At 63.6% G+C, this 12,883-nt stretch carries 11 protein-coding genes; 6 read left to right on the top strand and 5 right to left on the bottom strand.

Annotation, left to right across the window (positions count from 1 at the left end; all coding sequences use genetic code 11):
• Nucleotides 1-118 precede the first annotated feature (118 nt).
• A complete protein-coding gene (locus tag K408_RS0131395) occupies nucleotides 119-637 on the bottom strand; it encodes a MarR family winged helix-turn-helix transcriptional regulator (protein ID WP_024342369.1) in 519 nt (172 codons plus the stop codon).
• Between the two features lie 249 nt (nucleotides 638-886).
• On the opposite strand from K408_RS0131395, the gene K408_RS0131390 reads away from it, so the two are divergent.
• Both K408_RS0131390 and K408_RS0131385 read left to right on the top strand, forming a co-directional pair.
• Nucleotides 887-2,062: an ABC transporter substrate-binding protein gene (locus tag K408_RS0131390; protein WP_024342370.1), complete on the top strand. Its 1,176-nt coding sequence runs from the start codon at nucleotides 887-889 to the stop codon at nucleotides 2,060-2,062.
• A 29-nt stretch (nucleotides 2,063-2,091) separates the two neighbouring features.
• On the top strand, nucleotides 2,092-2,547 hold the full coding sequence (locus tag K408_RS0131385; protein ID WP_024342371.1) for a cupin domain-containing protein: 456 nt from the start codon (nucleotides 2,092-2,094) through the stop codon (nucleotides 2,545-2,547).
• Between the two features lie 9 nt (nucleotides 2,548-2,556).
• Here K408_RS0131385 and K408_RS0131380 read toward each other — a convergent pair whose 3' ends face one another.
• The 4 genes from K408_RS0131380 to K408_RS0131365 form a co-directional block, all read right to left on the bottom strand.
• On the bottom strand, nucleotides 2,557-3,807 hold the full coding sequence (locus K408_RS0131380; RefSeq protein WP_024342372.1) for a flavin-dependent oxidoreductase: 1,251 nt from the start codon (nucleotides 3,805-3,807) through the stop codon (nucleotides 2,557-2,559).
• Between the two features lie 51 nt (nucleotides 3,808-3,858).
• Complete coding sequence (locus tag K408_RS0131375) at nucleotides 3,859-6,210, bottom strand: bifunctional salicylyl-CoA 5-hydroxylase/oxidoreductase (RefSeq protein ID WP_024342373.1); 2,352 nt, start codon at nucleotides 6,208-6,210, stop codon at nucleotides 3,859-3,861.
• A 99-nt stretch (nucleotides 6,211-6,309) separates the two neighbouring features.
• Nucleotides 6,310-7,146, bottom strand: coding sequence for an enoyl-CoA hydratase family protein (locus K408_RS0131370; RefSeq protein ID WP_024342374.1), 837 nt, complete (start codon nucleotides 7,144-7,146; stop codon nucleotides 6,310-6,312).
• Between the two features lie 41 nt (nucleotides 7,147-7,187).
• The gene (locus tag K408_RS0131365; protein ID WP_024342375.1) at nucleotides 7,188-7,949 is read right to left on the bottom strand and encodes an SDR family NAD(P)-dependent oxidoreductase; all 762 of its coding nucleotides are present in this window, start codon (nucleotides 7,947-7,949) and stop codon (nucleotides 7,188-7,190) included.
• 211 nt (nucleotides 7,950-8,160) lie between these two features.
• On the opposite strand from K408_RS0131365, the gene K408_RS0131360 reads away from it, so the two are divergent.
• From K408_RS0131360 to K408_RS0131345, 4 genes are read left to right on the top strand one after another with little or no spacing between them, the layout of a single operon-like run.
• A complete protein-coding gene (locus K408_RS0131360) occupies nucleotides 8,161-8,958 on the top strand; it encodes an alpha/beta fold hydrolase (protein ID WP_051160748.1) in 798 nt (265 codons plus the stop codon).
• 12 nt (nucleotides 8,959-8,970) lie between these two features.
• Nucleotides 8,971-10,260, top strand: a complete 1,290-nt coding sequence (locus K408_RS0131355; protein WP_024342377.1) for an acyl-CoA dehydrogenase family protein — start codon at nucleotides 8,971-8,973, stop codon at nucleotides 10,258-10,260.
• A gap of 2 nt (nucleotides 10,261-10,262) precedes the next feature.
• A complete protein-coding gene (locus K408_RS0131350) occupies nucleotides 10,263-11,798 on the top strand; it encodes a class I adenylate-forming enzyme family protein (RefSeq protein ID WP_024342378.1) in 1,536 nt (511 codons plus the stop codon).
• Nucleotides 11,795-12,883 (top strand): NAD/NADP-dependent octopine/nopaline dehydrogenase family protein, encoded by a 1,089-nt coding sequence (locus K408_RS0131345; RefSeq protein WP_024342379.1) that lies wholly within the window; start codon nucleotides 11,795-11,797, stop codon nucleotides 12,881-12,883. The genes K408_RS0131350 and K408_RS0131345 overlap by 4 nt, the downstream gene beginning before the upstream one ends.

Here is a 12,883-nt window from a genome sequence, read left to right as displayed (position 1 = left end):
CCGGCAGCACGATCTGGAAACATTTTAGGCTTAAAACAATTCGGCGCAATAGCGGATTTTGGGCATGCCGTGCTTTTTCCTGCGGCAGAAGGGACTGGGCGCGCCTGCCGGCTTGCGCCTACGGCCGACGCCGCGCGGCCGATTTCTGCGCCGACGCCTTGGTCTTGGCCAAGAGCCGCATCAATTCGCGCACATCCTTCGGCGTGAGATCGGCGAAGAGATCGGCGATCCAGGTCTCGTGCTCTGCAGCCATCCGGCGGAACTCGGAGCGACCGAGCTTTGTGAGGCGGATCACCTGGACGCGGCGGTCGGTCTCCGACGTCCGCCGGTCGAGATGGCCGGATTCGACCAGCCGTTCCACCAGGCCGGTCACGTTGCCGTTCGACACCATCATGCGCTTGGAGACATCGGACAGCGTCATACCGTCGGGCGCCTTGTCGAGCTGCGCCATCAGGTCGAAACGGGGCAGCGTGACGTCGAACCGCTGCCGCAGCCGGCCGCGCACCTCGCCCTCGATCAGCGTCGTGCAGGTCAAGAGCCGCAACCACAGCCGAAGTTCTTCGGCGTGGTCCTCCGGTGTTTCGACGGCCTTGGTCTCGGAATCGAGCATGTTGATGCAGTCACTCACGGCCGACATTGGCGTCGGCACGGATTCCCCAACGTTTTGAGCTTCAAGTAAATCGGCGCCGGCCGCAAGTCCAAAGCTGCAACAATCGACCGCACGCCAGTTCCTTTAGGCTTCAAATGATTGGCGCGCTGCTTGCATGCAGACCGCCTGCCGAGATGACGATGCCTTGAGCTTGCTTGCCGCGGCAGCCATCGTCAGCATAAGCTTGGATTGAGTATGCGGCTCGCAGCGCTTGCCGATAGTCACGAGGGACAGATCATGAAGATGAAAATGACGTTGGCCGCAGCCACCCTGCTGCTTGGCACCGCGATGACCCCTGCCCTCGCCCAGGAGAAGATCAAGCTGGGCGTGATCGTGACCCTGTCCGGGCCAGCGGCTGCGCTCGGCCAACAGGTACGGGACGGGTTCGCGCTCGCAGTCAAGGATCTCGGCAACAAGATGGGAGGCCGCGATGTCGAGGTCGTCGTGGTCGATGATGAACTCAAGCCGGATGCGGCGGTCACCAAGGTCAAGGGTCTCCTCGAGCGCGAGAAGGTCGACTTCGTGGTCGGACCGATCTTCTCCAACATTCTGCAGGCGATCCACCGGCCCATTACGGAATCGAAGACGTTCCTGATCAGCCCCAACGCCGGCCCGTCGACCTTTGCCGGCAAGGACTGCAACCCGTTCTTCTATGTGACGTCCTATCAGAACGATCAGGTTCACGAGATCCTCGGCAAGGTCGCGCAGGATCGCGGCTACAAGCGCATGTACCTGATGGTGCCGAACTATCAGGCCGGTAAGGATTCGGTGGCCGGCTTCAAGCTCGACTACAAGGGCGAGATCGTCGAAGAGTCCTACATGCCGCTCAACACGCTGGATTTCCAGCCGGAACTCTCCAAGATCTCCTCGCAGAAGCCGGATGCGCTGTTCACGTTCATGCCGGGCGGCCTCGGCGTCAACCTCGTCAAGCAGTATCGGCAGGCAGGGCTCGCCGACAGCATTCCGGTTCTCTCGGCCTTCACCGTGGATGAATCGACGCTGCCCGCGCAGCAGGATGCAGCCGTCGGCATGTTCGGCGGCGCGAACTGGGCCCCCAATCTCGACAATCCCCAGAACAAGAAGTTCGTCGCCGCCTATGAGGCCGCCTACAACAGCGTGCCTGGAACCTACGCTTTCCAGGCCTATGACACCGCGATGCTGATCGACAGTGCCGTCAGGGCGGTGAAGGGCGATCTGTCGAACAAGGACGCCGTCCGGGCAGCGATCAAGAAAGCCGACTTCACCTCGCTGCGCGGCGCGTTCAAGTTCAACACCAACGGCTATCCGATCCAGGATTTCTACCTGACCAAGGTCGCCAAGCGTCCCGACGGCAAATTCCAGACCGAGATCGTGCAGAAGGTCTTCGAGAATTACGGCGACCGCTATGCCAAGGATTGCAAGGCGACGAATTAAGCCGAGCGTCGCGTTAAGGGAGGACTGCAATGAAGAGCGAAATCACCGGCATCACGCGGGCCAATGAGGGCATCCAGGGCATTTCCTGGAACATCCTCGGCCAGACCTATGTGCCGAAGAGCTACGCCGAACACAGCTTCTCCTGGCATGCGACACTGCCGCCAGGCACGTTCGTGCCGCCGCACATTCATCCCGACCAGGATGAGTATCTCTACATGCTGGAGGGCAAGCTCGATTTCATGCTCGGCGATTCTGAGTCGCAGGCCAGCGCCGGCGACCTGATGCGCCTCGGCATGGGCGTGCCTCACGGCATCTTCAACAAGTCGGAGCAGACCGCAAAGGTGCTGTTCTGGGTCTCCCCGAGCCGCAAGCTGTTCGACCTGTTCTGGGGCCTTCACAACATGAAGGAGCAGAAGCCCGAGGACGTCGTTGCGCTGGCCGCCGAGTTCAACATCCACTTCCTGCCGCCGCCTCCGGGCGGCTAGCGGCACGCGTCAGGCGCGCACCGCAGCAAGTCCCGGCACGGCGGCGAAGCCGGCCTTGGTGGCATAGCCGCGCACGATGGCCTCGCGCTGGGAATAGCTCAGGACGTTGTCGACGTTGTCGAAGCCGTCGGGCGCGAGCTGCTCGACGGCGTCGATGACGCCTTCAGGCCCGCCGCGCCGGTTGGAGCGGACGATCTCGGCCGTCATCGGCAGGCGCTTCTTCTCGTATTCGAGCAAGGCCTGGCGCGGATGTTCGGCACGCACCAGCGCATCCGCAAGGCAGCGCGCGTCGAGGATGGCCTGGGAGGCGCCGTTGGAGCCGACCGGATACATGGGATGCGCGGCATCGCCGAGCAACGTGACGCGCCCCGATGACCAATAGGGCAAGGGATCGCGATCGCAGGTTGGATATTCGTAGAACTCGGGCGTCGCCGAGATCAGGCTCTTCACGTCGATATAGGGAACCGAGAAGCGGGCGACGTGCGGCATCAGTTCCTCGCGGCGGCCCGGCCGCGACCAATCTTCTTTCCGGGGCGGGGGCACGTTGCCCTCACCCACCTTCACCAGCACCGCCCAATTGGTGAGGCGGCTTGCGGAGCTCGATCCTTCCGCGATCGGGTAGATCACCACCTTGGCATTGAGACCGCCGGCCACGATCATGGATTTGCCGGTCAGAAACAGCGGCCAGTCCCGGGCACCGCGCCACAGCATGAGGCCGTTCCAGCACGGCGGGCCCTCGTTCGGAAACAGCGTCTCTCGGACGCGTGAGTGGATGCCGTCGGCGCCGATCAGGATATCGCCGCGCGCGGTGTGGACATGGGCGCCGGCGCGATCGAAAAAGTAAGCGGTGACGCCGCCCTCGTCCTGCGTGAACGCACCGAGCCGGCAACCGGTGTGAATCGCCTCTCGCCCGAGCCGCTCCTCGACCGCGCGATGGATCACGCCCTGAAGGCGGCCGCGATGGATCGAGAATTGCGGCACGTCGTGGCCGGCCTCGATGCCGCGAGCTTCGCGCCAGACCTCCTGGCCGTGGCGATTGAGGTAATAAAGCTGATCGGTGCGGATCGCGACATCGTCGAGCTTCTGGAGCAGGCCAAGGCCGGCGAGCTCGCGCATGGCATGCGGCAGCGTGTTGATGCCGACCCCGAGCTCGCGAATGGTGTCGGCCTGCTCGTAGATCTCGCAGTCAAGGCCGCGCGAGCGGAACATCAATGCCGTGGTGAGACCACCGATACCGCCGCCGACGATAATCGCCTTCATCGCCCTAACTCCACTCGAAACACAGGCAACGGGTTAACGTCGCACGGGCGGTCACTCCGCCGCAAGCGGCTTTGTCGCCTCGGTCTTGAGCTCGGCCCGGGTCTTGGGCTTAGCCTTAATCCTCAGCTCTTCGAGGTCCTGCCGGTCGCGGACGCTGTTGCGGAAAATCTGGTCTTTTCCGGGCAGATATTGCGGAGGACAGAAGGCGTCGTTTGCGCCGTACCAGGCCGCCGCCTTCATGGTAAAGAAGGGGTCGACGAGATGCGGACGGCCCAGCGCAACGAGATCCGACCGGCCCGCGGCCAGGATCGTGTTGGCCTGGTCCGCCGTGGTGATGTTGCCGACGCACATGGTGGCGACGCGCGCCTCGTTGCGGACCTGATCCGAGAACGGTGTCTGGAACATGCGCCCGTAGATCGGCTGCGCGTCACGCACGGTCTGGCCGGTCGAAACGTCGATGAGATCGACCCCGGCCTCGGCAAAGGCGCGCGCGATGGTGACGGCATCATCGCCGGTGATGCCGCCGTCGGCCCAGTCGGTTGCAGAGATGCGCACAGACATCGGCTTGTGCGAGGGCCATGCCGCGCGCAGCGCTTCGAACACCTCGAGCGGGAACCGCAGCCGGTTTTCGAGCGAACCGCCATACTGGTCCGTGCGGGTATTGGTCAGCGGCGAGATGAAGCTCGCGAGCAGATAGCCATGGGCACAGTGTAGCTCCAACATGTCGAAGCCGCAGCGCTCGCCGCGCTCGGCCGCCGCAACGAAAGTATCCCTCACCGCGTCCATGCCGGCGCGATCGAGCTCGCGCGGCACCTGGCTATCGGGGAAATAGGGCAACGGCGATGCCGAGAAAATGTCCCAGCCGCCCTGCTCGAGCGGCCGGTCCATGCCGTCCCACATCAATTTGGTTGCGCCCTTGCGGCCGGCGTGCCCCAGTTGCAGGCAGATCTTTGCGGCCGAGTTGTCGTGGACGAAGTCCACGATGCGTCGCCATGCGGCTTCCTGCTCGTCGTTCCAGAGACCGGCGCAGCCGGGCGTGATCCGGGCGTCGCGGCTGACACAAGTCATCTCGGTGAAGATCAGCCCGGCGCCGCCAATCGCGCGCGAGCCGTAGTGCACGAGGTGGAAATCCGTCGGCACCCCCTCCTTGGCCGAATACATGCACATCGGCGACATAACCGCGCGATTGGCGAGCTCCATCTCACGCAAGCGGAACGGCTGGAACAGCGGCACCAAGGGCCGCTCGGTGTCGACATCGAAGCCGCTGCTCCGGACCTGTCTGGCAAACGACTTGTCGACCTCGGCCACGAAATCCGGCGCGCGGAGCTTGAGATTGTCATAGGTGATCGCCTTCGAGCGCGTCATGACGCCGAAGGCGAACTGCACCGGGTCAAAATCCCAGAAGCGGTCGACATGCTCGAACCAGACCAGGGAGACGTCGGCGGCATGCTGCGTCTTTTCGACCTCCTCGCGGCGGCCGTGCTCATAGACCTCCAGCGCCGCCTCGATGCTGGGCGCCTTCTCCATGGCTTCGGCCAGCGCAATCGCGTCTTCCATCGCGAGCTTGGTGCCAGATCCAATCGAAAAATGCGCGCTGGCCTTGGCGTCACCGAGCAGGACCATGTTGTCCTTGACCCAGCGCTTGCTGCGGATCATCGGGAAGTTGCGCCACATCGAGCGGTTGGTCAGCAGCTTGTGCCCACCCAGAAACCAGCCGAAGATATCCGCCATCCGCGCGGCGGACTGAGCCTCGTCGAGGCCCGTCAGCCCCGCGCGCCCGAACGTTTCAGGATCGGTCTCGAAGATCCAGGTCGAGTGCCCGGCCTCATACTGATACGCATGGGCAATGAACGGCCCCCACTCTGTCTCCTGGAAGATGAAGGTGAAAGCATCAAGCGGTCTGGTAGAGCCCATCCAGGCGAATTTGTTGGCACGGACGTCGACCTCAGGCTGGAAATGCTCGATATATTTCTCGCGGAAGCGGCTGTTGATGCCGTCCGCGAGCAGGATGAGATCGGCGTCGGCGAATCGGGTCTCGTCGTCGATGTCCACTTCGAAATGCAGCGCGACGCCCAGCTCGCGTGCACGTTCCTGGAGGATCAGGAGCAACTTCTGCCGCGAGCAGCCGCAGAAGCCGTTGCCGCCGACGCGATGCACCGTGCCGCGGAAATGCACGGCGATATCGTCCCAATAGGCGAATTCCTGAGTAATACGGCGATAGCTCGGGAGATCGTGCTTCTCGAAATTGTCGAGTGTCGCGTCCGAGAACACCACGCCGAAACCGAAGGTGTCGTCGGGCCGGTTGCGTTCGTAGACCGTGATGTCGGCGCTCGGGCGCTGCTTCTTGAGCAGGATTGCAGCATAGAGACCCGCAGGTCCGCCACCGATGATCGCGACTTTCATGGGAGCCTCGCCAATTCACCCGGCCATGAAACTATTTTAAGCCTAAAATAATTTCGCGCAAGTCCCCGTTGTTGGTGCGCCGCCATAAGGGCGACCAGACTAGTCGCCCCTGAAGACCGGCTTGACCTTGTTGGCGAAAGCCTCGAAGGCGCGCTCGAAATCCGCCGTGGTCATGCACAGCGCTTGGGCAACCGCCTCCGCTTCGATCGCCTCCTCCACCGACATCGCCCATTCCATCGCCAGCATTCGCTTGGTCATGGTGTTGGCGAAGGTCGGCCCCTCCGCAATCTGTTTCGCCAGAACTTGCGCCTGGGACAACACCTGCTCCGGCGTGACGATGCGGCTGAAGAAGCCCCAGCGCTCGCCCTCGTCCGCGGTCATGAACCGGCCTGTGTAGAGCAGCTCGGAGGCGCGGGACTGCCCGATGATCCGCGGCAGGATTGCGCAGGCGCCCATGTCGCAGCCGGCGAGGCCCACCTTGTTGAACAGGAATGCCACCTTGGCGCCGCTCGCCGCAAGGCGCATGTCGGATGCCATGGCGATAATGGCCCCGGCCCCGGCACAGATGCCCTCGACCGCGGCCACGATCGGCTGAGGACATGCCCGCATCGCCTTGACGAGGTCGCCGGTCATGCGCGTGAAGGCAGTCAGCCCCTTGGTGTCCATCTTCACGAGCGGACCGATGATCTCGAACACGTCACCGCCCGACGAGAAATTACCGCCGGCACCGGTGACGACGATGCACTTGACCGCGTCGTCGAAGGCGCAGGCGCGGAAGAAATCGGTCAATTCCCGATAGCTCTCGAATGTCAGGGGATTCTTCCGCTCGGGCCGATTGAGCGTGACCGTCGCGACGCCGTCGACCACAGCCAGCAAAAAATGCTGAGGCGAATAATCTGCAAGCGGGAGGGTGACGGGATTGGCTGGCCTGCTCATGCGATCTCCTTGGATTCCCTGTTCCGCATTGCACACAAATGCTAAATTTCACCGCCGGCAACCGCAATCGCCTGTCCGGTGATCGCGCCGGCGCCCTCGCCGCAAAGCCAGAGCACCGCATCGGCCACCTCCTGGGGAGTGATCAGACGCCCCTGCGGATTGTGCTTCGCAAGCTCGGCGATCGCCTGCTCGCGGGTCCTGCCGGTCTTCTTCATGATGTTTTCGATGCTGCCGGCGACCAGGTCGGTGTCGGTGAAACCGGGACACACCGCATTCACGGTCACCTTGCTTCCGGCCATTTCGAGAGCAAGGGAGCGCACCAGACCGACGACGGCGTGCTTGGCGGCAGCATACGCGCTGACATAGGCGTAACCTTTGAGCCCGGCGGTGGACGCAACCGCGACGATGCGGCCGTACGGACGATCCTTCATGCCCGGCAGCACGGCACGGACGGCGTGAACCACGCCCATGAAATTGACATCCATCATGCGCGCAAAAAGGGCCGAGTCCGACTTCGAAAATGGCGCCGATTCAGCGCTGCCGGCGTTGGCTATCAGGATATCGATCGGCTTGTGCGCACTCGCTGCGGCGATGGCGGCGTTCATTGACGTTTCGTTCGAGACGTCAGCGACGGCGGCAAAGTGCGCGGCACCTGCATTGACTGCCTCTTCGAGAACCGCCGCGTTGCGGCCAAGCACAGTTACGGTTGCGCCAGCGCCGACGAGAGAAGCAGCGATTGCGCGGCCGATGCCGCGACCGCCACCGGTCACCAGCGCGTGCGGCAAATGCGGCAATCCGGACATGCGCAGGCTCCCTCGATCTCGTGATCGTTCTGCCGATATATTTTAACCTTCAAATTTTTGCAACGAACCGCCGCTCGCACCCCGCGAATGTAGAACAGGAGAGCGGCCCGAAAATTGCTTTAAGTATAAAATTATCGCTTTCCAATGCCAGCAGGCCTGTTAGCATCAAAGGGCCCCAGCAAAAGGATGTCGCGTGTCGCAGCCTGTGCCAATGATAACAAAAGACGGACGCTTCGCCTATGAAGCCGCGGGCGATCCGGCTGCGATACCTTTGATATTCCTGCATGGTATCGGCGGTGCCGCACGGGCTTGGCGGCGGCAGCTTGCCACATTCAGCGACCGCTTCCGCGCTATCGCATGGGATATGCCGGGGTACGGCGGATCGGAACCGCTCGCCAGCGTCAGCATCGCTGCCCTGGCGGAGGCACTCCAACGATTCATCGAACAGCTCGATGTCAGCAGGCCTGTTCTGGTCGGCCATTCCATCGGCGGCATGATCGTCCAGAGGTGGCTGGTGGAATCTCCCAAACTGGCACGTGCGGTTGTGCTGGCGCAGACCAGCCCTGCCTTCGGCAAGGCAGATGGCGACTGGCAGAAATCATTCATCGCTGCACGGCTAGGGCCGCTCGATCGCGGCGAGACAATGAAGTCTCTGGCGCCATCACTGGTGAAAGAGCTTGTCGGCGACGATCCCGATCCGGACGGCATGGAGCTGGCGCGCGAATGCATGGGAAGCGTGCCCGAAGCAAGCTATCGCGCCATGATGCTGGCTCTGATCGGCTTCGATCAACGCAGCACGCTTGGGAACATCTCCGTGCCGACGCTGCTGCTGTCCGGCTCGAAGGACAACAACGCACCTGCGCCCATGATGGCAAAGACGGCGACCTATATCCCCGGGGCTAAGTATGTCGAGCTCGCCGGTGTGGGCCATCTCGCCAATCTCGAGCGCCCTGATGCCTTCGACGATGCCCTAGGCGGGTTTCTGAACTCTCTCGCGAGCAAAGCGTAAGGTGACTGCGCAATGACCATGCAAGTCAGTAAGACCCTCGACACGACCAACAAGGTCGCGCTGGATGCGCCGATCTTCGATCCCATCGCATTCCGTCTGAGCGACGAGCAGGCCGGCATCATTGCCCGCGCAAGGGAGATCGGCCAGACCGTGTTTGCCGGCCGCGCCGCCACTTACGATCGCGAGGCGACCTTCCCGACCGAAAACTATCGCGATCTGCATCGCGTCGGCCTGCTCGGCATTGCCGTGCCGAAAAAACACGGCGGCCTCGGCGCGAACTACCAGACCTATGCCTTGGCGGCGGCCGAGATCGGCCGCTATTGCGGCGCCACCGCGCTGACCTGGAACATGCATGTCTGCTCGACCCTGTGGTCGGGGCCACTCGCCGACGATCTCGACATGGATGCGGAGACCCGTGCCGAGCACGAGCGGCGGCGTGCGGTCCATTACAAGCGCATCGTCGCGGACGGTGCGATTTACTCGCAACCGTTCTCCGAAGGTGGCGCTGCCGCTGCAGGCGGCGTCGCTTTCGGCACCGAAGCAAGGCCGGTCGCGGGCGGCTGGATCGTCAACGGCAAGAAGATCTTTGCATCGCTCTCAGGCCACGCCGACTATTACGGCGTGCTCTGTACCGAGATCGAGGAAGGCGAGAAGGCGTCGCGCCGCAACACGCTATACCTCGCGATATCGGCCAAATCAGACGGCGTCTCGGTTGTCGGCGACTGGGATCCACTCGGCATGCGGGGCACGGTCTCTCGGACCCTCCTGTTCAAGGACGTGTTCGTGCCGGAGGATTCCGCGCTGATGCCGCGCGGCGTCTATTTCCAGGCTGCGATGCGCTGGCCGCACATGTTCCTGACGCTGTCGCCGACTTATATGGGCCTCGCGCAGGCCGCCTACGACTTCACGGTGCACTACTTGCGCGGCGAGGTCCCGGGCATGCCGCCGGTCAAGCGCAGGATGTACCCGACCAAGCAGATCGCCGTCGCGCAGATGCAGATCAAGCTGGAGCAGATCAAGGGGATCTGGTTCCAGGCTGTCACCGAAGCCTGCGCCAATCCGAGCAAGGAGCAGGTGTTGCGGGCCTATGCCGCGCAATATTCGGTGATGGAAGGAGCCAATGAGCTCGCCGCGCTCGCGATCCGCACCTGTGGCGGCCAGGCGATGCTGCGCTCGCTGCCGCTGGAGCGGATCTATCGCGACAGCCGTTGCGGCTCGCTGATGCTGCCCTGGACCGCCGAGCTTTGCCTCGACCGGATCGGGCGCGAGGCGCTGTACGAGGCCGGCGAAACGGACGACTGACCGTGGACCTCTGCAGCCTGATCGACCGCAACGCGGCGTTCGCGCCAGACAAGACGGCCATTGCCTTCGAAGGCGAACGGCTGAGCTATGCCGCATTCGCCGCACGCATCGAACGGACCGCAACGGCTTTGAAACAGGAGTTCGGCGTCGGCCGCGGTGACCGCATCGCGATCTTGAGCCTGAACAGGCCGGATTACCTGGTTCTGCTCTACGCCTGCGCGCGGCTCGGCGCGATGCTGGTGCCACTGAACTGGCGGCTTGCGGTGGCGGAGCAACTGTTCATTCTGAGCGATGCCGGCGCCAAGGTCCTGGTGCTCGAGCAGGCGTTTTCCGGAGTGCTCGCCGAGCTGGGGCAGACCGCCCCGGGAAAATCCGTCGTCGGCCTCGACTTCGCGCCGCCCGGCGGCATGACATTCGAGGATCTGCTGGCTGGGAGCGGCGGCACCGGTCGAAATCCACACACCGACCTCTCCTGCCCGTTGCTGATCGTCTACACGTCGGGAACGACCGGACGGCCGAAAGGTGCGGTGTTGCGCCAGGAGGCGCTGTTCTGGAATGGCGTCATGAGCCAGCACATGCACAACATGACGTCCGATGACCACGTACTCACCGTATTGCCGTTCTTCCATGTCGGCGGCCTCAACATCCAGACCACGCCCGCGCTCCAATTGGGCGCCACTGTCACGGTGCACGCTCGCTTCACGCCGGACGCAGCACTCGCCGCCATCGAGCAGGAGCGGCCGACACTCACAGTCATGGTGCCCGCGGTCATCCAGGCCGTGAGCGAACATCCCGCCTGGGCGACCACCGATCTCTCGTCACTCAAGGCCGTCGCCACCGGCTCGACGATCGTGCCGCCGCACCTGATCGAGCGCTTCGTCGCGCGCAATGTCCCCGTGCTTCAGGTCTATGGTTCGACGGAAACCTGCCCGATCGCCGTCTACACGCGGCTTGGCGGCGATCTGTCGCGCGCCGGATCGACCGGCCTTGCCGGCTTGTGCTGTGAGGCGAAAGTGATCGACCAGGCCGGCAACGAACTGCCGGCGGGCACACCGGGCGAGATCGCGGTGCGCGGGCCCAATGTGTTCTTCGAATACTGGGGCAACGAGGCCGCGACGCGCGACGCATTGCACGACGGCTGGTATCGCACCGGCGACATCGGCCTGTGCGATGCCGATGGCTATTTCTGGGTTCGCGACCGCAAGAAGAACATGATCATTTCCGGCGGCGAGAATGTCTACCCGGCCGAGGTCGAACGCGTCCTGCTCGAACACCCTGATGTAAGCGAATGCGCGGTGATCGGCCGGCCAGACCCGCGCTGGGACGAGGTGCCGATCGCCTATGTGATTGCGAGATCCGGCTGCCGGCTCGAAGCGGACGATTTGAGGGCCCATCTTCAGGCGCAGCTCGCGCGCTACAAGGTTCCGCGCGACATCGTCTTCGTCACCGACATGCCGCGGACGGCGCTGGGCAAGGTTCAGCATTTCCTGCTGAAACAGCTTGATGCGCAATCCCGCGGGCAAGGAGAAGCATCTTGAAGATCGCAGTTCTGGGTGGGGGAAACGGCTCTTTCGCGGCCGCGGGCGATTTTGCGCTATCGGGGCACGAGGTTCGGCTTTGGCGCCGCGATGCCGATCAGGTCGCGGCGCAGCGCGCCGCCGGGACGCGCATCCTGGTCAAGGATCACAACGGCCGTCACGACGTGGAGGTCGCCCTGGTCACGACCGACATGGCCGAAGCCGTCGATGGCACGGAGCTGATCCTGTGCCCTGCACCTGCTTTCGCGCAAGCAGATATCGCTCGGCTGCTTGCCCCGCATCTGCGGGACGGCCAGGTCGTGTTTCTGCCGCCGGCGACATTCGGCTCGATGATCTTCGCCAAGGCCGCACAGGATGCTGGAAACCGGGCCAAGGCGAGCTTTGCGGAAACCGGCACATTGCCCTGGTTGACGCGCAAGCATGGACCGTTCGAGGTGGCGATCACCATCCGCGCCAAGCGACTTCCGGTCGGGGTGTTCCCGCTTGATCAGGCGCCGCATGCCCTCGACGTGATCGGACGTGCATTCCCGGGCGTTATTGAGCCCTGCGGAGACGCGCTGTCCGGGGCGCTGATGAACGCAGGTCCGATCATCCATCCGCCGCTGATCGTGATGAACGCAGGGCCGATCGAACATTTCGAGCGCTGGGACATTCACAAGGAAGGCACGCAAGCGGCGATCCGCCGGGTCACCGACGCGCTCGATGACGAGCGCATCGCGGTGCGCGAGGCGCTTGGCTACGGCGCGCCGCATTTCCCGCTCGCGCATCACTACGCGAAGAAAGGCGAGATCTGGATGTACGGCCGCGGCTCGCACGACCGGCTGACCGATTCCGGCGACTGGCGCGAGCGGATCGTGCTGACCGAGCACCGCTACATGCGGGAAGACCTGCGGCTTGGGCTATCGCTGCTGGTGTCCGTCGCCGGGTTGGCCGGCGTTGCAACGCCGCTGGCCAACGCGTTCCTGTCGATCGGCGGCGCGATCTGCGGCGAAGATTTTGCCCGAGGTGGCCGAACGCTCGAGACGCTCGGGCTCGGGAATCTCAGCAAGGCTGAACTACAGACGCTGCTCCGCAATGGATTCTGA

The organism is Bradyrhizobium sp. in8p8 (genome assembly GCF_000426845.1).
Classification (GTDB): domain Bacteria; phylum Pseudomonadota; class Alphaproteobacteria; order Rhizobiales; family Xanthobacteraceae; genus Bradyrhizobium; species Bradyrhizobium japonicum_C.
This window is presented reverse-complemented; position numbering and strand designations above follow the sequence as displayed.